Below are 22,062 nucleotides of genomic sequence, written 5' to 3'. Positions count from 1 at the left end.
CCTTGCTCCGAACGGCCGTCAGCCCGGTGTCCACCGAATGATCGAGTAGTGCTGGTTCGCGTACGTGAACCTTATTCGGTTAAATCAGGACCCTGGATGCAGTGGGGTATCGCACGACTGGGCGGCACGACAATGTGTGCAGGTGTCAAGTTCTGCTGACGCGTTGTCGAGGGGGTTGTCCGCGTGGTCGCTCGCTTGGAAGGCAAAGCGCGCAACCGCGCTGCCCTGCTCGACGCCGCCAGGGACGTGATCGTCGAGGAGGGCCACCGCGGCGCCTCGCTCGGCATGATCGCCGGACGGGCCGGGCTGACCACCGGCGCGATCTACTCGATCTTCGGCAGCAAGCGGGACCTGCTGGTCGCGGTGGTGGAGGACATCCACTGGCGGGTGATCGCCGAACTCCGCCAGCTCGGCGACCCCCGGCTCGGGCTGGAGCAGGTCATCGGCGTCTACGTGCACGGGCGGCTGCGCGCGGCGGGCACCAAGGAGGCCGCGCAGCTGCTGGCCTTCGAGATGGAGCTGGCCGGGCAGGCGCAGAGCGACCCGGTCGTCAGCACCCGGCTGCGCGAGATCGCCCAGCGCTCCGACCAGCAGTTCGCCGAGGCGCTGGTGGGCAGGGCGGACCAGGGCGGAGCGGTGATCGGCCCGGAGCGGGCCCGGCAGCTCGCGCTCGGCATCGGCGCGCTGGTGCAGGGCTTCGAGCAGCGGCGGCTGCGCGGCGAGGACGTGCCGGACCAGCTGGTGGTCGACCTCTCGGTGGCGCTGGCCCGGCAGTAACCCTCAGGCAGTAGCTCTCAGGCGGCGCCGAGGCGCTCCAGCAGCGTGCCGGTCTCCGGCGCCTCGGTGTAGACCACCGGCTCACCGGACAGCGCACTCTTGCCGCCGTCGGCGAACTCCGCCTGAACCCGCAGGTGGTAGGCGCTGTTCGCGGCGGCGCGGTCGGGGCTGAACTTCGCGCCGACCAGGATCTCGACGAACTGCTCGTCGGTGGCCTTCACGGTGCGCAACGCCTTCGGCGCCTGGCCGTCCTTGACGGTCACGACGTGGTACCTGACCGCGCCCTCGACCGGCGACCAACCGAGCTTTCCGCTGCTCGGCAGGTGGTAGTAGTCGAATACCGCGAAAGGCGAGGCCGGGGGCGGGGATGTCGCCGGGCCTGCCAGTGCGGCGGGTCCGGTAGCGATCAGGGCGAAGCCGCAGAGCAGGACCGCGAGGCAGCGGAACAGCCGGCCTGACGACATCTCGGCACTCCTTCTGGAGTTCAGAATGGTCGTAGTGACGTTACTACCCGTGGCGGAAACCTCCGCCGCCGATGCAAAGCTTCGATCGGCGGAAGTTCTGCCTCGTCCGGGTCACTTCGCGAGGTAGACCAGCTTCTGCTTGTCGCTGTAGTCCTTGAACGCCGCCGCGCGCGCCGAGGTGGTGCAGTGGGCGATGAGCTTGTTCCGCGCCACCTGCCCGCCCCACGCCCTGGCGACGGCGTTGTTGTGGAAGTCCATCTCGTGGCTGGCCGGGGGCGCGGGGTTCTCCTCGTGGGCGTCGCCCCAGCGCTTCGCGTAGGCGCTGCCGTGGTCGGCGCTGAGCAGGGACTGCCACATGCAGTGCCGGGCGGCGTCGCGCTGGGTGCCGTCGTACTTCTGGCCGGAGAACGCCGACGTCGACTCGTCGCTGGCGGTCTTGGCGACCGCGACCGCGGCGAGGCACCTGACGGGGTTCTCCGCGCAGATCTTGCGCTCGCTCTCGTTGAGCTGGTTCATGGCCCGCGGCCCGGCGGTCGCGGGCGTTGTGAAGCCGAACACGGCGACGGCGGACAGCGCGAGGGCGGCGAGGGGACGGCGCACGGCGATTTTCCTCCTCCAGCAGGGGATCCGGGCTCAAGTCTGCGGCGGAGGCGGGTGATCACCAAGCCTTTCGGGATCTGCCAGGGGAGTGCGCCGACTAGGGTTGCCCCGTGCCAACGCTCGCCGAGTACCCGCAGATCGCCGCCGGTAAGGTCCGCCAGCTCCACGCGGTGGACGACGAGCACCTGCTCCTGATCGCCTCGGACCGCATCTCCGCGTACGACCACGTGCTGGAGTCCGCCATCCCGGACAAGGGGCGCGTGCTCACGGCGATGAGCGTGTTCTGGTTCGAGCTGCTGTCCGACCTGGTGCCGAACCACCTCGTCGCGCACGACGACCCGCGCATCCCCGACGAGGTCCGCGGCCGCGCGCTGCTGGTGCGCCGCCTGTCGATGGAGCCGGTGGAGTGCGTTGCGCGCGGCTACCTGACGGGCTCCGGCCTCACCGACTACAACCGCACCGGCGCGGTGTGCGGGGTGGAGCTGCCCGCTGGGCTGGTGGAGTCCTCCCGGCTGGCCGAGCCGATCTTCACCCCGGCGACCAAGGCCGAGATCGGCGCGCACGACGAGAACGTCTCCTTCGAGGCCGTGGTGAAGGAGGTCGGGCAGGAGAAGGCGGAGCGGCTGCGCGAGCTGACGCTGCGGGTCTACACGCGCGCCGCCGAGCACGCGCGGGAGCGCGGCGTGATCCTGGCCGACACGAAGTTCGAGTTCGGCACGGACACCACCGGCGCGCTGGTGCTCGGCGACGAGGTGCTGACGCCGGACTCCTCCCGGTTCTGGCCCGCCGACGAGTACGCGCCGGGCCGGGGGCAGCGGTCCTTCGACAAGCAGTTCGTGCGCGACTGGCTGACCTCGCCCGCGTCCGGGTGGGACCGCGCGAGCGACACGCCGCCGCCCGCGTTGCCCGCCGACATCGTCGAGGCCACCCGCGAGCGCTACCTGCGGGCCTACGAGATGATCACCGGTCGCTCGATGGCGGACTGGCCCTCACCCGCCTGAGAGTTCGCGGGATCGGACGCCCGCCGTCATCGGCGGTAAAGCCGCTGGTCACCTCGGTCCTGCTGAATGGGGACGTGGCTACCAGGCTCCTGGTCTCGCTCTCCGGCATCGACCGCGGCTCACTGGAGCACTGCGCGTCCGTCGCCGACGAGCTGGACCGGCTCCGCGTCCCGCTGTCCCTGCTGACCACCCCGCTCCCCGCCGCCGAACAGTCCACAGTGGACTGGATTCGGTTCCGGCGGAGTGCCGGGGATGCCGTGGTGCTCAACGGTTTCGCGCGCGGCCCGGTGCTCGTGCCGCAGCAGCGGAGGGCCAGGCGCAAGCCCTCCCTGCCCGCGCACGAGGCCGGGCTGCGGCTGATCGCCTCGGTGGCGTCCTTCGAAGCGCGCGGGCTGGTCACCGACTGCTTCGCCGTGTTCGACGAGACGGTGTCGCTGGGCACGATGACCGCGTTGCGGCGGCACGGATTCGCCGTCTGCGCCGACGCCAACGGGGTGCACGACCTCAAGACCGGCGCGCACTGGCGCGGGCGGGTGCGGCGCGTCGGGCAGCGCGGCATTCGTCGCGCCGAGCTGGTGCGGATCGACGTGAACGCGGCCGATCTGGCCCACCACCCGTACCGGTGGGCGCTGTTCGACGCAGTCGACGACGCGTTGCGCGACGACGCGGTCCCCGGCACCTACGCGGAGGTCAGAGTTCCGTCGCCTCGGCGTGCTTCGGCGCACGGACCTCGGTTCTCTCCGCGCTGAGCCGGTCGAACCAGCCGTAGTACAGCTCCGGCCGCGCCAGCAGCGCCTCGTGGATCGGCACGGCCACCCGGGGCCCGACCGCGTTCATGAAGTCGACCGTCTCGGCGAGCTTCAGCCACGGCGCCTCGGTCGGCAGGCCGAGCACGTCGACGTCCTGGTCGGGCACGAACAACGCGTCGCCGGGGTGGTAGAACGCGCCGTCGCCGATCACGTAGCCGAGGTTGGGGATGCCGGGCAGCGCGCCGTAGATGGTGGCGTGGTCGCCGCCGACCACGTCGATCCGGAGCCCGCCGAGCGTGATCGTCTCGCCGGTCGTGACGACCTTCGGCGTGAGGCCGAGACCGGCGATCGCGGCGGCGGAACCCCGGTCCACCACCAGCTCCGCGCGCGGGTTGGCCGCGAGCAGCTCCGGCAGCCGGTCCAGGTCCAGGTGGTCGGGGTGCTGGTGCGTCACCAGGACCGCGTCCAGCTCGGTCAGCCCGTCGAAGCCGGACGAGAAGGCGCCGGGGTCCAGCAGCAGCCGCGCCGAACCGGTCTCCAGCAGGACGCACGAGTGGCGGTAGTGGGTGATCCGCATACGCCCGAGTCTAGGACCGCCAGACCAAAGGCGTGAGCTGAATGGTGCGCCGATTACGGCGGATGTCAGAGTGACGCCGAATTAACCGACAACCAGTATCAAAAGCACCCTGCTGAAGTAATTTCCCTGCGAGGTGCTTATGCACGCATTCGGCAAGATTATAGTCGCGGCCACTTTGGCGCTACCCGCGTTCGTCCTTACCGGAGAGGCCCGGTCCGCCCCGGTCGAACAGGGCGCGCAACAGGTCGGGACCGAGGAGGCGGTGCGCGCCGAGGTCACCGCGGCGGGCCCGGTCGCGGTGATCGACCGCGCCGGGTCCTGGTACGTGAAGACGCACGTCACCGGCCTGCGGCTGGCTCCGACGGACGAGCTGGTGATCGCCGATCCGAAGGGGTCGGAGAGCTACCGTTACTCGGCCAAACCGACGGAGGGCGACGCGCCCGCTACGCCGACCGACACCGGTTTCTGGGCGTTGTCGGTCACCGGCGACTCCGCGGTGGTCACCCTGCGGGCCAAGGACGGCGGGGCCCCTTCCCCGCTGAGCTCGGCGCGCATTGACAAGATCACGCGCGGATTCACCGACGCCGAGTTCGCGGCGCGCGCGGACGCGGAGACCCGCAGTATCTGCGGAACCAATGATTACAAGGACGCGGTCTGCTACAAGACCAGCAATCCGACCGAATTCTCCAAGACCGCCGCGGTGGCGAAACTGCTCCGCAACGGTTCCTCGCTGTGCACGGGCTGGCGGGTCGGCGCGAACAACCGGATGCTGACCAACAACCACTGCTTCTCCACCAACCCGCAGCAGATCGAGGTCTGGTTCAACTACCAGTGCGACACCTGCGGCGGCACCGCGAGCGGCACGGTGACCAAGGTCCTCGCCTCGCAGGTGCTCTCCACCGACTACGGCCTGGACTACACGCTGTTCTCGGTGACCGACTTCGCCAAGGTGCAGCCGTTCGGCACGCTGGAGCTGGACCCGCGCGTGCCCGACGTCGGCGAGAAGATGTACGTGGTCGGCCACCCCGCCGGGAAGCTCAAGAAGGTCTCGCTCAAGGACGACCAGTCGGCGTCCGGGGACTGCCAGGTGTTCTCCGTCAAGGTGGACGGGCGGGTGAAGGAGTCCGACATCGGCTACAAGTGCGACACCGAGGGCGGATCGTCGGGTTCGCCGGTGCTCTCCGGCAAGACGCACAAGGTGATCTCGCTGCACCACTACGGCGGCTGCCCCAACCAGGGCGTCCGCATCGACCTGGTGCACGAGAAGATCAAGAACCAGCTCTGAGCGCGTCAGGCGGGCCGCCGGTGCGGCGGCCCGCCTCCCGCGTCAGGACACGCGCAGCAGCTCGGCCTCCTCCTCGTGGGTGAGCCCGGCGCGGCGCTCCCGCTCCAGGCCGAGCCGCAGCTCGTTCTCCAGCGCCGCCCTGGTGGCGTCGCCGAGCGAGCGGTGCCGCAGCCCCGCGTCGGCCGCGGGCTTCGGGTCGTGGGAGAGCATGCCGTGGTGGCCGGGCGCCCACACCGGCAGCGACCGCGGGCCCGACCAGGGCTTCACCTCCGCGGCGGTCAGCCTGTCCTCCGCGACCGGGACCAGCTCGATGTCCTGCCCGGCCACCTGGGCGACCTCGGCGATCAGCTCGGGGAACGGGGTGATCGGGCCGATCGCGTCGAAGGTGCCGCCCAGCCGCTGCTCTGAGGCGTCCACCAGCCAGTTCGCCAGGTCGAGGACGTCGACGTACTGCGCGGGCTGCTCCGGCACGTCCGGGACCACGGCCCGGCCGCCCTGGTAGAAGCGCGCGGGCCAGTAGCCGAACCGGTCGGACCAGTCCTCGTGCCCGGTGATCAGGCCGGGGCGCGGGATGAACGCGCGGTCGCCGAGCTCCTCGCGGACCCGGTTCTCGCTGGCCACCTTGATCCGCCCGTACGCCGCGGGGTTGTCCGCCGGGGTCCGCGCCTCGGTCACCTCCAGCAGCGGTTCGACGATCTCGGACGAGGTGTCCTGGCCGAGCGGTCCGTGGTCGGCGTAGACGCTGATGGAGGAGACGAACGTCCAGTGCCCCGCGTTCGCGGCCAGCGCCTGGAGGGCCTCGTTGACCCAGGTCAAGGACATCGTGGCGACGTCGATCACGGAGTCGAAGCGCTCGCCGGCCAAGGGGGCGAACCCGTCTGGGTCGTTTCGGTCGACGCGTATCAGCCGGGCTCCCGCCGGGACGTCGCCGGAGGCGCCGCGCGCCGCGCAGAGGACGTCGTGCCCGCGCCGGACCAGTTCGGTCGCGACGGCCTTGGACAGGAACTTCGTTCCACCTAGTACGAGTACCCGCATGCACCAAGCCTGACTGGCCGGAGGAGGCCCGGCCATCCTTCTCGCGGTGGGCGAACGGACGGCGATCAGGTGAAATTGATCTGCGGCGCAGCTCACGCCCGTCCGCACCAACTCTGAAGAAGGTTCGAACCCGCTGGTCAGGTACGCTGCGGCTGCCCGCCGAGCCACAAACCTGGGAGTGCGACCAGTGGCCCGTGTCGTCGTTGACGTCATGCCCAAGCAGGAAATCCTCGACCCGCAAGGACAGGCGGTGGCCAACGCGCTACCGCGCCTCGGCTTCGACGGGGTCACCTCCGTCCGCCAGGGAAAGCGCTTCGAGCTGGAGGTCGACGACTCGGTCGACGACGCCGCGCTCGCCAAGATCGCCGAGACCTTACTGGCCAACACGGTGATCGAGGACTGGACCGTCCGCAGGGTCGAGTCGTGAAGATCGGAGTCATCACCTTCCCCGGCACCCTCGACGACGTCGACGCGGCCCGCGCCGCGCGCTACGCCGAGGCCGAGGCGGTGCCGCTCTGGCACGCCGACCACGACCTGCGCGGGGTGGACGCCGTCATCGTCCCCGGCGGGTTCTCCTACGGCGACTACCTCCGCTGCGGGGCCATCGCGAAGTTCGCCCCGGTGATGACCGAGGTGATCGACGCGGCCAAGCGCGGGATGCCGGTGCTGGGGATCTGCAACGGTTTCCAGATCCTCTGCGAGGCGGGGCTGCTGCCCGGGGCGCTGCTGCGCAACGCCGGGCTGCACTTCGTCTGCCGGGACCAGTGGCTGCGGGTGGAGAACGCGGGAACCGCGTGGACCACCCGCTACGAGCCGGACGCGGAGATCCTGGTGCCGCTCAAGTCCGGTGAGGGCCGCTACGTCGCCGATCAGTCCACTGTGGACGAACTCGAGGCCGAGGGACGCGTTGTCTTCCGCTACGTGGGGAACAACCCCAACGGTTCGCGCAACGACATCGCGGGCGTGACCGACGCCCGCGGCCGGGTGGTGGGGCTGATGCCGCACCCCGAGCACGCGATCGACGCGCTGACCGGGCCGACCGACGACGGCCTCGGCATGTTCCTGTCCGTTCTCGACGCGGTGGTGAAGGCGTGACGACAACCGAACACCTCGCCGACACCGTCGAGCACGCCGCGGCGACCCCGGACACCGCCCAGCCCTTCCGGGAGCTGGGCCTCAAGGACGACGAGTACGCCAGGATCCGCGAGATCCTCGGCCGCCGCCCCACCGACGCCGAGCTGGCGATGTACTCGGTGATGTGGAGCGAGCACTGCTCGTACAAGTCCTCCAAGGTGCACCTGAAGTACTTCGGCGAGACCACCACCGACGAGATGCGCGAGCACATGCTCGCCGGGATCGGGGAGAACGCGGGCGTCGTCGACATCGGCGACGGCTGGGCGGTCACCTTCAAGGTGGAGAGCCACAACCATCCGTCCTATGTGGAGCCTTACCAGGGCGCCGCGACGGGCGTCGGCGGGATCGTGCGCGACATCCTCGCGATGGGCGCCCGCCCGCTGGCCGTGATGGACCCGCTGCGGTTCGGCCCGGCCGACGCGCCGGACACCCGCCGGGTGCTGCCCGGCATCGTCGCGGGCGTCGGCGGCTACGGGAACTGCCTCGGCCTGCCGAACATCGGCGGCGAGGTCGTCTTCGACGCGACCTACGCGGGAAACCCGCTGGTCAACGCGCTCTGCGTGGGCGCGATGCGCGTGGAGGACCTGCACCTGGCGCACGCCTCCGGCACCGGCAACAAGATCATCCTGTTCGGTGCGCGCACCGGACTGGACGGGATCGGCGGCGTGTCCGTGCTCGCCTCGGAGACCTTCTCCGGGGACGAGAGCGCGGGCAAGCGCAAGAAGCTGCCCAGCGTCCAGGTCGGCGACCCGTTCACCGAGAAGGTGCTCATCGAGTGCTGCCTCGAGCTGTTCCAGTCGGGCATCGTCGTCGGCATCCAGGACCTCGGTGGTGCGGGACTGTCTTGTGCCACAGCGGAACTGGCCTCGGCGGGGGACGGCGGCATGCACGTCGACCTCGACCTGGTGCCGCTGCGCGCCGAGGGGATGACCCCAGCCGAGGTCCTCTCCAGCGAGTCGCAGGAGCGGATGTGCGCGGTCGTCGAACCGTCCAATGTGGACGCTTTCATGGAGGTCTGCGCCAAGTGGGACGTGATCGCCACCGTCATCGGTGAGGTCACCGACGGCGAGCGCCTGGTGATCGACTGGCACGGCCAGACGGTCGTCGACGTCCCGCCGCGCACCGTGGCGCACGAGGGCCCGGTGTACCACCGGCCGATCGAGCGCCCCGCCGACCAGGACGCGCTGATCGCGAACACCCCGGACGCGCTCGCCCGACCGTCCACTTCGGACGAACTGCGCGAGACGATCCTGAAGATGATCGCCTCGCCGAACCTGTGCTCCCGCGGCTGGGTCACCGAGCAGTACGACCGCTACGTCCGCGGCAACACGGTTCTCGCGCAGCCCAACGACACCGGCGTGCTGCGCATCGACGAGGAGACCGGGCGCGGCATCGCGCTCGCGACCGACTGCAACGGCCGCTACTGCAAGCTCGACCCGTACGTGGGCGCGAAGCTGGCGCTGGCCGAGGCCTACCGCAACGTAGCCGTCTCCGGCGCCGCCCCGCTGGCGGTCACCAACTGCCTGAACTTCGGCTCGCCCGAGGACCCGGCGGTCATGTGGCAGTTCGAGCAGGCGGTCCGCGGCCTCGCCGACGGGTGCGTGGAGCTGGGCCTCCCGGTGACGGGCGGCAACGTCAGCTTCTACAACCAGACCGGCAGCACGGCGATCCTGCCGACTCCGGTGGTCGGCGTGCTCGGGGTCATCGACGACGTCCGCAGGCGGCTGCCCTCGGGCATCGGCGCCGAGGCGGGCGAGACGCTGCTGCTGCTCGGCGAGACCCGCGACGAGTTCGGCGGCAGCGAGTGGGCGCACGTGGTGCACGGTCACCTCGGCGGTCAGCCGCCCGCGGTGGACCTGGCCAGGGAGAAGCTGCTCGGAGAGGTCCTCGCGGCGGGCTCCCGCGACGGCATGCTCTCGGCCGCGCACGACCTCTCCGAGGGCGGTCTCGCGCAGGCCCTCGTGGAGTCGTGCCTGCACGGCGAGACCGGCGCGCGCGTCGTCCTGCCTTCGGGGGCCGACCCGTTCGTGATGCTGTTCTCCGAGTCGGCGGGCCGGGTGCTCGTGGCGGTGCCGCGCAGCGAGGAGCTGCGGTTCACCGACATGTGCACCGTGCGCGGTCTGCCGTGGACGAAGATCGGCGTGGTCGACCCGGACGCCGCGGCCCTGGACATCCAGGACGTGGCGAGCATCGGGCTGGACGAGCTCCGCACCGCGTGGTCCGGAACCCTCCCCGCCCTGTTCGACTAGCACTCCGCACTACCGCCGCACCCGAACGGGGCCGCCCTCCATCTCCGGAGCGCGGCCCCGTTTTCCCGTTTCGTACTCAAAGCCGTATTTGGGAGCGCTCTCTTTCCCGCTAAGAGTACGAAACGGGATTGGTTTGGACCACTCAAGCCAGGGTTGGGTGGGTGTTCCACGAGGTGGGAGGGCATGAGGGCATGGGTGGAGTGTAATGCGGCGGGTGTTGGGATGGGGATGTGAAGAGGGTTCTGGGGTTGATGTGCAGTGCGACGTTCAGCGTGCTCGATGTGCGGGAGCGGGTGGTGGAGCCTGCGGTGCAGCTGGGGTGGAGGGTCGCGATCACGTTGACGCCCAACGCTTTTACGTGGTTCGAGGCGGCGGGCGAGGTTGAGGTGCTGCGCGAGCTGACGGGGTTGCCCGTGCGGGGTGCGTCGCGGTTGCCCACCGAACCGCGCCCGCACCCCGTCGTGGACTGCTACCTCTGGGCGCCCGCCTCCGCCAACAGCGTCGCGAAGCTGGCGCTCGGGCTCGGCGACAACCAGGCGCTCACGACCGTCTCCGAAGCGATCGGCTCGGCGACGCCGGTCGTGGTGCTCCCGCAGGTCAGCGAGGCCCACACGCGCCACCCCGCGTGGGACGGGCACATCGCGGCCCTGCGCGCGGGCGGCGTCGAACTGGTGCCCGACCTGGCGTGGGATCTGGCGCTGGAGCGGGTCGAGCGCGTCACGGGATGATCAGCTTGCCGTCCTCGACCCGCCACCCCTCCGGCAGTTGGAGGCGGTCCAGCTTCCCGAAGGTGAGCTCCTCGTGCCGGATCAGCGGGGCCTCGACGCGGAAGTCCGCCCACTGCTCGACCAGAGCGTGGTGGATGCTGAGCTCGCGGTCGAACCTGGTGGCCAGCAACGAGATCCCGTTGCGGAACTTCGCGTGGTGCAGCTCCGCCCGGCCGTGGAAGACGGCGTTGGTGAGCAGGACCTCCTTGCCGAACTCGGCCCCCTGCCAGCGCGTGATGCCCATGAAGTGCGTGTACCGCGCGACCAGCCTGCCGATGCGCAGGTTGCTCAGCTCCAGGTATTCGAGCTTGGCGCCGGTCAGGTCCAGGTCGTAGGTCGGGCCCTCGGTGTCCCGCTTCGGCAGGAGGTCGTGGATCAGCCGTTGCGCGGTCTCCCGGACCTGGCGTTCGCGGTCGGTGTCCGGGTCCCGCTCCTCGGGCTTGGGCAGGTACCGATGCGGTTCGTCGGGGCGCCTCTCGAAGGACGAGTGCTCGAACGGACGGCGGAGGTAGGAGCAGATGATGTCGAGCACGGTCTGCGTGTAATCCGGTCTGCTCTTTGCCAGGCCCGCAAGCGCATGGAGGGCTCCGACCCGTACTTGGTCGGCCTCGTTGCCCAGCATCTCGACCGCTCTGGCGAAGCGTTCGTCCGAGACGCGCTCGCGGTCGTGATCGTTGCGGTCCTCCTCCGCGCGGCGCTTTCTGTCGTTGAGCCAGAGCGCGTAGAGCGCGACGACGGCACCCCCGGCGAGCCCTCCGGTCTTGATCGCCTCGGTCGGTCCCGACCGCGGGTCCGCGATCAGCAACCAGCCTCCTACCAGGCACAACAGCCCGATCGCCGCGAACACCGTTCCGGTCAGCAGCAGCCCCTGCCGGTGCCGGAGCCACCCGAGCAGCAATAGCGAGATCGCCGCCAGTGAGATCACCGATCCGGCGATGAGAATCACCCATTTGTCCACCGGAAGATTGTCCGGATGACCGCTCGGCGGACAACAGCGCACGCTCACCTTTTGCATCGCAGCGATGCCGCTAAGTGACCGTCTGGCTGTCCTATCCTCGCCACGGTGGCAAAAACGGGGAGGGGCATCGGTGGATCGTCCTACCTGGGTGTGCGGAGACATCGACCTCACGAAACCGAGTACTGCCCGCGTTTACGACTACTACCTCGGGGGTTCGCACAACTTCGCGGTGGACCGGCGGCAGGCTCGGCAGGCGATCGCGCTCTGGCCTGAGCTGCCCAAGATCATGCAGGCGAACCGGGCCTTCCTCCGCCGCGCCGTGCGCTTCTGCGTCGCCCGTGGCGTGCGCCAGTTCCTCGACATCGGCTCGGGCATCCCGACGGTGGGCAACGTGCACGAGATCGCCCAGCGCGCCAACCCGGACTGCCACGTGGTCTACGTGGACGTCGACCCGATCGCGGTCGCGCACTCCAGGGCCCTGCTCGCCGAGTCCGGCGCGGCGCGCACCGCCACGCTCCAGGCGGACCTGCGCAAGCCGGAGCAGATCCTCGACGACCCGGGCGTGCGCGAGTTGATCGACTTCGACGAGCCGGTCGCGCTGCTGATGGTCTCGGCGCTGCACTTCGTCTCGCCCAACGACAATCCGGCCGCGCTGCTCGCGCAGTACGCCGACGTGCTCGTCCCCGGCAGCCCGCTGGTCATCTCGCACGGCACCGCGGACGGCCGCCCGGAGCGGGCCAACGCGCACGAGGAGCTCTACCACCGCACGGGGACGCCGATCTGGATGCGTTCCGCCGCCGAGATCACCGGCTTCTTCACCGGGTTCGAGATGGTCGACCCCGGCCTGGTCTACCTGAGCCAGTGGCGGCCGGAGTCGCCGGACGAGGAGTGGGAGCGACCGGAACGGCTCAGCGGCTACGCGGGCCTCGGGATCAGGAACTGAGTGGAGCGTCGGCACATGACAGCGGTCACGGTTCGCAGCGCTGCGTCAGGTCAGATCGACCTGACGCGGCCGAGCTGTGCCCGGCTCTACGACTACTACCTCGGGGGATCGCACAACTTCGCCATCGACCGCGAGTACGGCAGGCAGGCGATCGCGCAGTGGCCGCAGCTGCCCGCGATGGTGCGCGCGAACCGGGACTTCCTGCGCAGGGCGGTGCGTTTCGCCGTGCGCAACGGGATTCGCCAGTTCCTGGACATCGGCTCGGGCATCCCGACCGCGGGCAACGTGCACGAGGTGGCCCGCCGCGCCGATCCCGGCGCCCGCGTGGTCTACGTGGACATCGACCCGGTCGCCGTCGCGCACTCGCGCGCGATGCTCGCGGGCTGCTCCGGGGTGACCGTGTTGCAGGCGGATCTCCGTGACGCGCAAACGGTTCTGCGGGACAGCGAGGTGCGCCGGGTGATCGACTTCAGCCGCCCGGTCGCGTTGCTGACGCTCGGCGTGCTGCACCAGATCCCCGACGCGGACGACCCGAAGGGCCTGCTGCGCGAGTACCACGACGCGCTCGCCCCCGGCAGCCTCATGGTGATCTCCCACGGTGCCAACGACATCGAGCCGGAGCGGGCGTACGCGCACCAGCGGCTCTACGCCGGGTTCGGGACGCCGCTGTGGTTCCGCGAGCGATCTCAGGTCTTGGATCTGTTCGGTGACTTCGAGGTGCTCGAACCAGGGGTGGTCCCGTTGCCGGAGTGGCGACCAGACTCCTGCGAGGCCGACGCCTTCGAGTTGCACAGGATGAGCGTGTACGGGGGGATGGGCCGCAAGAACTGAACTGCCGGAACGGAAAGCGAGCAGCACGGAGGGATGGAGCAGCGGTGGCACTGCCGAGTTGGGCGCCTGCGGAGATCGACCTGTCGAAGCCGAGTGCCGCGCGCGTCTACGACTACTACCTCGGTGGGTCGCACAACTTCGAGGTCGACCGCAACCAGGCCGACGAGGCGATCCGCCAGTGGCCCGACCTGCCGATGATCATGCAGGAGAACCGGGGCGTGCTGCGGCGCGCCGTGCGCTACTGCGTGTCCAGGGGCATCCGGCAGTTCCTGGACATCGGCTCCGGCATCCCGACGGTCGGCAACGTGCACGAGGTCGCGCAGCGCGCCGATCCCCGCTGCCGCACCGCTTACGTGGACATCGACTCCATTGCGGTCGCGCACTCGCGGGCCATCCTCGCCGACAACCGCAACACCACGGTCGTGCAGGCGGACATGCGCTACCCGGACCAGATCCTGCACGACCCGGACGTCCGCAGGCTCCTCGATTTCGACGAACCGGTTGCGGTGCTGATGCTCGCGGTGCTGCACTTCGTCTCGGATGAGGACGATCCCGCGGACATCACGCGCTACTACCGCGAGGCGCTGGCACCCGGGAGCGCGCTGGCGATCTCGCACGCCACGTTCGAGGGGCAGCCCGAACGGGCACTCGCCCACTCGGAGCTGTACCGCCGGACCGGGACCCCCATGTGGTGGCGGTCGAGGGCGGAGATCACGGCGATGTTCGGCGATTTCGAGCTCGTCGAACCGGGACTGGTCTGGTTCGGGCAGTGGCGGCCGGACCCCGAGGACGAGGTGGGCACCGATCCGCAGCGGGCTACCGGCTACGCCGGAGTGGGAGTCAAGCGTTGAACGACGTCGGGGAGGAGGTATGTCGGTGATGCGGCCGACCTGGGCGCCGTCCGAGGTGGACCTGAGCAAGCCGAGCCAGGCTCGGATGTACGACTACTTCCTCGGTGGCGACAACAACTTCGCGATCGACCGCGAGGTCGCGCGGCGGGCCATCGACCTGCTCCCGGACCTGCCGATGATCATGCGCGCGAACCGGGCGTTCCTGCGCAGGGCGGTGCGCTTCTGCGTCGCGCAGGGCATCACCCAGTTCATCGACCTCGGCTCCGGCATCCCGACCGTTGCCAACGTGCACGAGGTGGCGCAGGAGCAGAACCCGGACTGCCGCGTGGTCTACGTCGACTTCGACCCGGTCGCGGTGACGCACAGCGAGGCGATGCTGGTCGGCAACGGCCGCGCCGCGGCGATCCAGGCGGACATCCGCAACCCGAGGGCCGTGCTGGTCTCGCCCGAGGTGCGCTCGCTGATCGACCTGGACCAGCCGGTGGCCCTGCTGATGCTGGCGGTCCTGCACTTCATGCCGGACGACGAGCAGCCGTACAAGGTGGTCCAGCAGTACCGCGACGCGGTCGCGCCGGGCAGCTACCTCGCGGTCTCGCACGCGTCGTTCACCACCCGCGACGACACCGCGCAGGACCGGATCGAGCTGATGGAACGCGCCGGGCTCGACCTTGTTTCCCGCACTTCCGAGGAGATCTCCGAGTTCTTCTCGGGTTTCTCGCTCGTCGAACCGGGTTTGGCCAGATTGCCGCTGTGGCGTCCGGACTCGGTACGGGATCTGGCATACGAACCGGAGCGTTTCGCGGGCCTGGTCGGCGTGGGGTATAAGGTCTAGACCACAATCGAAGTGGATATGAAGCAATTGCATACCTTGTGGCCTGTCTCGGCCTGACCGGGGCGGGTTAGGCTTCGAACCCCGAGTAACGAGGGGTGTGCGGTGGACCGTCACGGTTGGGCATCGGGTCAGCATCTCCTGACGCGTCCCCCTGTCGTCCGCACTACCGAGTGTCGGCAGTTCCCCAAGGGACACTTAGGAATACCTAGAGTCAGCAACGTGCACGAAGTAGCCCGGAAGGCTGACCCTGGCTGCCGGATTGTCCGTGCTGATGGCCACCCCGTAACCTTCGCCCACGGCCCCGCCAGGTGTACGGGCGGTGACCGCGCGAGGACCGCGACGAGCGGACGCGTCACGGTGTCGTATTTCGTTCCCGATTCCGGGGACCCCGTGGGAACCATTCGCACTTACCACGGGCAAGTGGTCCCTGGAAGTGTTCCGATCCGGCCGGAGAGTGCCGGGGAACACACCGCGGAAGAAGGACAGGGCGTGTCGGATCTGTACCGGTTGGACGGGCATCGGCCCTGGTCCGGAGAGTGCGGCGAGATCGACTACCGCCTTCGCGGCTTCGAACTTGTTGAACAGGGTGTCGTCTTTCCGCCGCAATCCCGGCCAGACTCCCAAGGGGAGGTCGGAAAAGCGCCCGAGAGATCCGGTTCGTACACCACGGTCGGGCGAAGAATATGAGTGGTTCCAACAACGAGTCGTTTACTCTCGGGAGGCTGCTGGTGACCCCGGCCGCCGAGTCCGAGCAGCCAGCGTGCGCCCGCTTCGCCCGCACCTGGGTCCGGTCCATCGCGGGCACCAGCTACGTCTCGCTGAGCCTCGCCGAGACCGAGCAGCTGCTGCTGCTCTACACCGAGCGGCTGGTGCAGGCGCTCTTCGCCGAGCCCTTCCGCTCGACGCCCGCCCGCGAGGTCGGTTTCCACCTCGTCAACGCGCACTTCACCGGGATCGAGACGCTGAGCCGCAGCGTCGCCCTGCTGGGCGATGAGCTGTTGAGCGAGCTCGGCCTGGAGGGCGACGAACGGCTCCAGGTCCGCGTCGCCGCCCTCCAGGGCGCGCTCTCCGCCGGCTACGCCCAGGCGCTGCGCGAACGGACCCTGGACGAGCAGGAGGCCATCCGGCAGGCCGTGCTGGACGCGCGGGACGCCGCCGAACAGGCGCGCCGGGCCAGCGAGGCCCGCTTCCGCGCGGTGTTCGCCGAGGCCGCGATCGGCATCGCGATCGGCGACGTGCGCGGCCGGATCGTCGAGGCCAACGCGTCGTTGCAGCGGATGCTCGGCTACGGGCTGGACGAGCTGCGCAAGCGCCGCGCCCGCGACTTCATGCTCTCCGACGACGCCGCCGAGGTGTGGCGGCTCTACAACGAGCTGGTGCGCGGGCACCGCGAGCACTTCCGCGTCGACAAGCGCTTCGTCCGCGGCGACGGCGCGGAGATCTGGACCAACCTGACCGTCTCGCTGATCCGGGACGAGCAGGGCGCGCCGAACTACGTCGTGGTGATGGTCGAGGACGTCACCGACCGGCACCTGCTGCAGACCCGGCTGCGGCACCAGGCGCTGCACGATCCACTGACCGGTCTGTCCAATCGTTCACTGTTCATGGACCAGCTGGCCAGGGTGTTCGAGAGCGCGGAGCAGAAGACCAGGGTCGGCCTCTGCTACCTGGACCTGGACGGGTTCAAGGTGATCAACGACAGCCTCGGCCACGACGTCGGCGACCAGCTGCTGGTCGCGGTGGCGCAGCGGCTGGACACCTACGTCTCCGGGCGGGGCCGGATGGTGGCCAGGATGGGCGGCGACGAGTTCGTCATCCTGATCGAGAACACCCGCTCCACCCACGACGTCATCACCGTCGCCGACCAGGTGCTGCACGGGCTGACCAAGCCGATCAAGGTCGGCAAGCACGAGCTGACCGTCTCCGCCAGCATCGGCCTGGTCGAGCGCGAGGTCGTCGGCACCACCCCGGCCGACGTCATGCGCGACGCCGACATCACGCTGTACTGGGCCAAGGCCGACGGGCGCTCCCGCTGGGCGCAGTTCGACGCCGAGCGCAACGCCCGCGAGGTCGCCAGGTTCACCCTCTCCGCCACCATGCCCTCGGCGCTGGAGCGCGGCGAGTTCTACGTGGACTACCAGCCGCTGGTGCGCCTGGCCGACACCCGGGTGGCCGGGGTCGAGGCGCTGGTCCGCTGGCAGCACCCGGAGTTCGGCAGGCTGGCCCCGGACCGCTTCATCGAGCTGGCCGAGGAGACCGGGATGATCGTCCCGCTCGGCCTGTGGGTGCTGGAGCAGGCGTGCGCGCAGGCCAAGGACTGGGAGGAGCGCTTCGGCGCCGACGCCCCGTTCGTCAGCGTCAACCTCGCCGTTCGGCAGCTGCGCGATCCCCGGCTGGTCTACGACGTCGCGCGCATCCTGTCCAAGGTCGGCCTGCGTCCGCAGCGGCTCCAGCTGGAGCTGACCGAGAGCGCGATCATGGGCAACGCCGACGAGCCGTTGGACGCGCTGCGCTCGCTCTACGACATGGGTGTGCGGATCGCCATCGACGACTTCGGCACCGGCTACTCCAACCTCGCCTACCTGCGGAACCTGCCCGTGCACGAGCTGAAGATCGCGGGCTCGTTCGTCGAGGGCCTGCGCGCGCACTCCGGCCAGGACGGCGGCGACGTCGACCAGCAGATCGTCGCGACGCTGGTGTCGCTGGCGCACACGCTCGGCCTGACCGTGACGGCGGAGAACGTCGAGACCGCACCCCAGGCGCAGCGGCTGCGCGCCATCGGCTGCGACTCCGGGCAGGGGTGGTTCTTCGCCCGCCCCGGCCCCGCCACCCAGATCGACGAGCTGATCACCGCGCACGCGTAGCCGGAACGAATCCTTTTCGCATAGGAGGATTCACTGGCGCAGATCGATGACGACCTTGACGTCGTCCTCGGTCCGGGTGAGGGCGTCGGTCCACGAGGAGAGCGGCACGCGGCGGGTGATCAGGCGCTCCAACCACTCCTGGTCGGCCGCGGACAGGGCCCGTGCGCCCGCGCGGTAGTGCGCCATCCCGGCGTTGACGCTGCCGACCACCACGGTGTTGTGCAGGACCATGGCGTCGTTGACCGCCGCGCCGGGCACGGAGATCTTGGCTTCACTGCCGGAGATCCCGGTCAGCACCATGATCGCGTTCCGCGCGGTGCGGCCGAGGACGTCGAACACCAGCTCGGCGGCGCCGGTGCACTCGATCACCACGTCCGGCCGCACCGGGACGGCGTCGAGGTCGTGGTGGTAGGTGGCGCCCAGGTCTCGCACCAGGCCGGGTTTGCGGCCGTCCCGCATCCGGTCCAGCACGTGCACGTCCAGGCCCCGCTGCGTGCCGATGAGGGCCGCCAGCAGGCCGAGCGGGCCCGCCCCGGTCACCAGGGCGGTGCGGGGCGCGGCCTCGAAGCGGGCGCCGATGCGGTCGACCTGGTCCCACGCCTTGGCCACGACGGACGCGGGCTCGGTGAGCACCCCCAACTCACCGAGCTCCGAATCCACGCGGACGGCGAACTCCGGCGGCACCGTCCAGCGCTGCGCGCCGTACCCGTCGAGCTCGATGATCCCGCGTTCGGTGTACTCCCCGTTGGCGCAGAAGTCCCACTGCCCGTTGGCGCACGGCTCGCACGGCTCCGGGTCCGGGCGGCGGACCACGCCGACGACGTGATCTCCGATGGCGAAGCCGCTTTCGGGTGGTGCGGAGAGGACCCGGCCGAGCGACTCGTGGAACAGGACCATGCGGTCCTTGCCCGGCGGAACGCGGCCGAAGCCCTCGTGCGCGATCTCGGAGTCGGTCCCGCACACGCCGACCAGCAGCCCGGCTACCAGGAGTTCTCCTTGCGCGGCAACGGGATCGGGAAGTTCGCTGATCTCGGCCAGTTCGGGCTTGCCGGGTACCACCGTCGCCGCTCTCACACCGCTCAGGGTTGCAGCAGGAGGCCGTTCTTGCCAGCCCGTGCGGCCACGAAGCGCTCGTTGACGTCGTTCCAGTTGATGACGTTCCAGAGTGCGTTGAAGTAGTCGGCCTTCACGTTGCGGTACTGCAGGTAGTAGGCGTGCTCCCAGGCGTCGAAGGCGAGCAATGGAGTGGTGGCGATCGAGAGGTTGGAGTGGTGGTCCTTGAGCTGCTGGGTGATCAGCCGCTGACCGACTGGTTCCCAGGCGAGGATGCCCCAGCCGGAGCCTTGGATGGTGGAGGCGGCGGCGTTGAGTTGGGCGCGTAGTCCGTCGAAGGAGCCGAAGAACTCGTCGACCGCCGCGGCGAGTTCGCCGGTGGGCTTGTCGCCGCCGTTGGGGGAGAGGTTTTTCCACCAGACCTGGTGCAGGGCGTGTCCGGCGAGGTGGAAGGCGAGGGTGGTTTCCAGTCCGACGATGGAGCTGAAGTCTTCCTTGTCGCGGGCTTCGTCGATCTTTTCCAGGGTTTGGTTGGCGCCGGTGACGTAGGCCTGGTGGTGCTTGGAGTGGTGCAGTTCGTTGATCTCGCCGATGATGGCGGGCTCCAGAGCGGAGTAGTCGTAGTCAAGATCCGGCAGGGCGTAGAGGGCCATTGATGATCTCCTCGTCCGGTACAGGGATGACGAGGAGATCATCAGACCTCCACCTGGCTTGAGGTCAAGCGTGACGCGGGCCACCCAGGCGGCGCAGCCAGAACTCGTCGCTGCCCTGGCCGAGCTGGTCCAGGCGACCGCTGAGCACGTAGATGCCGCACCGCCCGCGCGCCATGGTCGTGGGCGCCGGATCGGTCCACGGCCGCGCTGCCGTGAGCGTCGCGGTGGCCCAGTCGTCCTTGGAGGACAACGTGATCACGCGGTTGGCCGCGGTGTTGTCGATCGCGTGCAGCGAGCCGTTGTCGAAGAGCAGCCCGTCCGGAGCGCCGATGGGCTGGTCGACGGTGACCGCGCTGAGCGTGGTGCCGGAGAGCTTGTACAGCGCTCGCCCGGACGAATGCGCGATCACCAGATATCCCTTGGGGTGCAGGACGATTCCGTTGGCGCCGTTGCCCCGGCCCGCGGGCATCAGCCGATCGTCCCGCAGGAGCACGGTCGCTGGGCCGTTCAGCGGAACGCGGTAGATCGCTCCGCTGTAGGAGTCCGTCATGTACGCGGTGCCGTCCGGCGCGACCGCGATGTCGTTGCCGAAGTGCTTGCGCGCCGGGTCGAGCGCGCCGAGGTCGTGGTAGGCGATCCGCTTGCCGGTGCGCAGGTCGTAGACGCCGAGCCCTGCCGTCTTGTCCACTGTGGCCGGTGAGGTCTTGGTGCCGATCGCCACGTCGCCGTTGGCCACCAGGAGGCGACCGCGCCTGACGTCGACGGCCAGCCCCATCGTGGTGATCAACTTGGGATCGTCGACCAGGGTCTGCACCGAACCGTCGGGATTCGCCACGGAGACCGTGCCGTGCCGGACCGAGCCGACCAGGAACCGGTCACGCGTGGGGTCGAACGCGACGCCCTCCGGGTGCAGCCTCGGCGCGGAGCCGTGCACCACCTCCTGGCACGGCCCGTACTGCTGCGCGACGGCCGGTGCTGTGGTCAAGCCCAAGGCGGCTATCGTGGCCAGTCCCGCGAACACACTTCTCTTCACCATCCTCACTGCTTAATCCCTTTGTGCCGCAAGGACAACCTTTCGGGAAGTGGTCGTACGGCGTCCCCAGACCACTGCGGTGACGAGGGCCGCGGCCACGAGCACCGCGCCGACCGTGAAACCGAGGTGGTAGCCGCTCAGCAGCGCTTCCGGGGTGGTTCCTCCCGCGGTGCGGGTGGCGGCGAGGACCGCGAGCACGGACAGCCCGAGCGCGCCTCCGACCTGGGCGGTCGTGTTGACCAGACCCGACGTGAGGCCGGAGTCCTCGGGGGTCGCGTCCGACATCGCCAGCACCATCAGCGCGGGCATGGCCGTGCCGAACCCGATGCCCAGCGCCAGCATCGCCGGGAGCACGTCGGGCACGAAGCCCGCGTCGATCGGCGCGCGGCTCAGCAGCACCATCCCCGCGAAGATCAACCCGAGGCCCGCGATCAGCACGCGGCGTGCGCCGAAGCGGGTGTTCAACCGCGCGGACAAACCGAGCGAGACCGCGCCGATCGCCACCGCCACGGGCAGCATCGACAGACCCGCCTGCATCGAGTCGTAGCCGAGAACGCGTTGCAGGTACAGCACGACCAGGAACTGGAAACCGAACATCGCCGCGATCAGCAGGACCTGCACGACATTCGCGCCCGCCACGCTGCGCGAAGTGAGGATTCGCAGTGGTAGCAACGGGTTTGGCACGCGGGCTTGGCGGATCACGAAGGCGGTGAGCAGCGCGACCGACACCGCGCCGAAGATCCAGCTCGCCGCCTCGACGATCGTGTAGACGCCGAGCATCAGCGCTGCGGTGACCAGGACCGCACTGCCGCCGTCCGCACCCTTGCCGCTCCCGCGCTCGGCATCGAGGAACCTCGCCGCCGCAACGAATGTGGCCACACCGATCGGCAGGTTGATCAGGAAGATCCAGTGCCAGCTGGCCGACTGCGTGAGCACTCCGCCCGCGAGCGAACCGATCGACCCGCCCGCGGCCTGGACGAAGCTGTACACGCCGAGCGCCTTGGCCCGATCGCGCGCCTCGGGGAACAGCGTGACGATCATGCCGAGGATCACCGCCGAGCTGACCGCGCCGCCGACGCCCTGCACGAGCCGCGCGACCAGCAGCACCTCCGGGCTCCACGCGAGGCCGCACAGCAGCGAGGCGACGGTGAACACGGCCAGTCCGGCCAGGAACACCCGCTTGCGGCCGAGCAGGTCGCCGAGCCGCCCGGCGAGCAGCAGCAGTCCGCCGAACGGGATCAGGTAGGCGTTGACCACCCAGGCCAGGCCGGAGGCGGTGAACCCGAGGTCGGCGGCGATCGCGGGCAGCGCCACGTTCACCACGGTCTGGTCCAAGATGATCATGAGCGTGCCCGCGCACAGGGCGGCGAGCGAGAGCCACCGGGATTCCATCGTCTGACCTCCAT

Annotated in this window: 23 protein-coding genes; 14 read left to right on the top strand and 9 right to left on the bottom strand. The window is 69.7% G+C overall.

The genetic code is table 11. The annotated features are described in order from the left end of the window. Window positions 1-183 precede the first annotated feature (183 nt). Window positions 184-777: a TetR/AcrR family transcriptional regulator gene (locus NLX83_RS08165; RefSeq protein ID WP_254234223.1), complete on the top strand. Its 594-nt coding sequence runs from the start codon at window positions 184-186 to the stop codon at window positions 775-777. A 17-nt stretch (window positions 778-794) separates the two neighbouring features. Here NLX83_RS08165 and NLX83_RS08160 read toward each other — a convergent pair whose 3' ends face one another. Both NLX83_RS08160 and NLX83_RS08155 read right to left on the bottom strand, forming a co-directional pair. Continuing rightward, entirely contained in the window at window positions 795-1,241 is a 447-nt protein-coding gene (locus NLX83_RS08160; RefSeq protein WP_254234222.1) for a hypothetical protein, read from the bottom strand. Window positions 1,242-1,352: 111 nt separating this feature from the next. After that, a complete protein-coding gene (locus tag NLX83_RS08155; RefSeq protein WP_254234221.1) occupies window positions 1,353-1,841 on the bottom strand; it encodes a DUF6973 domain-containing protein in 489 nt (162 codons plus the stop codon). A 110-nt stretch (window positions 1,842-1,951) separates the two neighbouring features. Between NLX83_RS08155 and NLX83_RS08150 the strand changes: the two genes are divergently transcribed. After that, entirely contained in the window at window positions 1,952-2,842 is an 891-nt protein-coding gene (locus NLX83_RS08150; RefSeq protein WP_254234220.1) for a phosphoribosylaminoimidazolesuccinocarboxamide synthase, read from the top strand. 74 nt (window positions 2,843-2,916) lie between these two features. Further along, on the top strand, window positions 2,917-3,591 hold the full coding sequence (locus tag NLX83_RS08145; RefSeq protein ID WP_254234219.1) for a DUF2334 domain-containing protein: 675 nt from the start codon (window positions 2,917-2,919) through the stop codon (window positions 3,589-3,591). Here the strand turns inward: NLX83_RS08145 and NLX83_RS08140 are convergent. Next, window positions 3,533-4,168, bottom strand: a complete 636-nt coding sequence (locus NLX83_RS08140) for an MBL fold metallo-hydrolase (RefSeq protein ID WP_254234218.1) — start codon at window positions 4,166-4,168, stop codon at window positions 3,533-3,535. The two genes, NLX83_RS08145 and NLX83_RS08140, sit on opposite strands and share 59 nt — an antisense overlap. A 139-nt stretch (window positions 4,169-4,307) precedes the next feature. Here NLX83_RS08140 and NLX83_RS08135 point away from each other — a divergent pair, with 139 nt between their 5' ends. Next, complete coding sequence (locus NLX83_RS08135; protein ID WP_254236135.1) at window positions 4,308-5,453, top strand: trypsin-like serine peptidase; 1,146 nt, start codon at window positions 4,308-4,310, stop codon at window positions 5,451-5,453. A gap of 42 nt (window positions 5,454-5,495) precedes the next feature. On the opposite strand, the gene NLX83_RS08130 is transcribed toward NLX83_RS08135, so the two are convergent. Then, entirely contained in the window at window positions 5,496-6,488 is a 993-nt protein-coding gene (locus NLX83_RS08130) for an NAD-dependent epimerase/dehydratase family protein (RefSeq protein WP_254234217.1), read from the bottom strand. Between the two features lie 187 nt (window positions 6,489-6,675). Here NLX83_RS08130 and purS point away from each other — a divergent pair, with 187 nt between their 5' ends. The 4 genes from purS to NLX83_RS08110 all read left to right on the top strand — a co-directional run bounded on the left by purS (window position 6,676) and on the right by NLX83_RS08110 (window position 10,599). Further along, on the top strand, window positions 6,676-6,915 hold the full coding sequence (gene purS / locus NLX83_RS08125; protein WP_030433767.1) for a phosphoribosylformylglycinamidine synthase subunit PurS: 240 nt from the start codon (window positions 6,676-6,678) through the stop codon (window positions 6,913-6,915). After that, entirely contained in the window at window positions 6,912-7,583 is a 672-nt protein-coding gene (gene purQ / locus NLX83_RS08120) for a phosphoribosylformylglycinamidine synthase subunit PurQ (RefSeq protein WP_254234216.1), read from the top strand. Before purS ends, purQ begins: the two co-directional genes overlap by 4 nt. Continuing rightward, entirely contained in the window at window positions 7,580-9,871 is a 2,292-nt protein-coding gene (purL, locus tag NLX83_RS08115; RefSeq protein ID WP_254234215.1) for a phosphoribosylformylglycinamidine synthase subunit PurL, read from the top strand. The genes purQ and purL overlap by 4 nt, the downstream gene beginning before the upstream one ends. 230 nt (window positions 9,872-10,101) lie before the next feature. Further along, on the top strand, window positions 10,102-10,599 hold the full coding sequence (locus tag NLX83_RS08110) for a flavoprotein (protein ID WP_254234214.1): 498 nt from the start codon (window positions 10,102-10,104) through the stop codon (window positions 10,597-10,599). On the opposite strand, the gene NLX83_RS08105 is transcribed toward NLX83_RS08110, so the two are convergent. After that, entirely contained in the window at window positions 10,589-11,596 is a 1,008-nt protein-coding gene (locus NLX83_RS08105; RefSeq protein WP_374118690.1) for a pentapeptide repeat-containing protein, read from the bottom strand. The two genes, NLX83_RS08110 and NLX83_RS08105, sit on opposite strands and share 11 nt — an antisense overlap. Before the next feature lie 130 nt (window positions 11,597-11,726). Between NLX83_RS08105 and NLX83_RS08100 the strand changes: the two genes are divergently transcribed. The 6 genes from NLX83_RS08100 (at window position 11,727) to NLX83_RS08080 (ending at window position 17,917) form a co-directional block, all read left to right on the top strand. Continuing rightward, entirely contained in the window at window positions 11,727-12,539 is an 813-nt protein-coding gene (locus NLX83_RS08100; protein WP_254234213.1) for an SAM-dependent methyltransferase, read from the top strand. Between the two features lie 15 nt (window positions 12,540-12,554). Then, complete coding sequence (locus NLX83_RS08095) at window positions 12,555-13,370, top strand: SAM-dependent methyltransferase (protein WP_254234212.1); 816 nt, start codon at window positions 12,555-12,557, stop codon at window positions 13,368-13,370. Window positions 13,371-13,414: 44 nt separating this feature from the next. Continuing rightward, entirely contained in the window at window positions 13,415-14,221 is an 807-nt protein-coding gene (locus tag NLX83_RS08090) for an SAM-dependent methyltransferase (protein ID WP_254234211.1), read from the top strand. Window positions 14,222-14,240: 19 nt separating this feature from the next. Then, entirely contained in the window at window positions 14,241-15,053 is an 813-nt protein-coding gene (locus NLX83_RS08085) for an SAM-dependent methyltransferase (protein ID WP_254234210.1), read from the top strand. Between the two features lie 102 nt (window positions 15,054-15,155). Further along, complete coding sequence (locus NLX83_RS42220; RefSeq protein ID WP_374118689.1) at window positions 15,156-15,740, top strand: SAM-dependent methyltransferase; 585 nt, start codon at window positions 15,156-15,158, stop codon at window positions 15,738-15,740. Between the two features lie 41 nt (window positions 15,741-15,781). Further along, window positions 15,782-17,917 (top strand): putative bifunctional diguanylate cyclase/phosphodiesterase, encoded by a 2,136-nt coding sequence (locus NLX83_RS08080; protein WP_254234209.1) that lies wholly within the window; start codon window positions 15,782-15,784, stop codon window positions 17,915-17,917. Between the two features lie 30 nt (window positions 17,918-17,947). Here NLX83_RS08080 and NLX83_RS08075 read toward each other — a convergent pair whose 3' ends face one another. The 4 genes from NLX83_RS08075 to NLX83_RS08060 form a co-directional block, all read right to left on the bottom strand. Further along, the gene (locus NLX83_RS08075) at window positions 17,948-18,991 is read right to left on the bottom strand and encodes a glucose 1-dehydrogenase (RefSeq protein ID WP_254234208.1); all 1,044 of its coding nucleotides are present in this window, start codon (window positions 18,989-18,991) and stop codon (window positions 17,948-17,950) included. 5 nt (window positions 18,992-18,996) lie between these two features. Then, the gene (locus NLX83_RS08070; RefSeq protein ID WP_254234207.1) at window positions 18,997-19,623 is read right to left on the bottom strand and encodes a superoxide dismutase; all 627 of its coding nucleotides are present in this window, start codon (window positions 19,621-19,623) and stop codon (window positions 18,997-18,999) included. 64 nt (window positions 19,624-19,687) lie between these two features. Beyond that, window positions 19,688-20,659: a hypothetical protein gene (locus NLX83_RS08065; RefSeq protein ID WP_254234206.1), complete on the bottom strand. Its 972-nt coding sequence runs from the start codon at window positions 20,657-20,659 to the stop codon at window positions 19,688-19,690. 9 nt (window positions 20,660-20,668) lie between these two features. After that, window positions 20,669-22,048: an MFS transporter gene (locus NLX83_RS08060; RefSeq protein WP_254234205.1), complete on the bottom strand. Its 1,380-nt coding sequence runs from the start codon at window positions 22,046-22,048 to the stop codon at window positions 20,669-20,671. Window positions 22,049-22,062 lie beyond the last annotated feature (14 nt).

The organism is Allokutzneria sp. A3M-2-11 16, assembly GCF_024213555.1.
GTDB lineage: Bacteria > Actinomycetota > Actinomycetes > Mycobacteriales > Pseudonocardiaceae > Allokutzneria.
The sequence above is the reverse complement of the archived record's forward strand: the minus strand, read 5'-3'. Positions and strand labels throughout refer to the sequence as shown.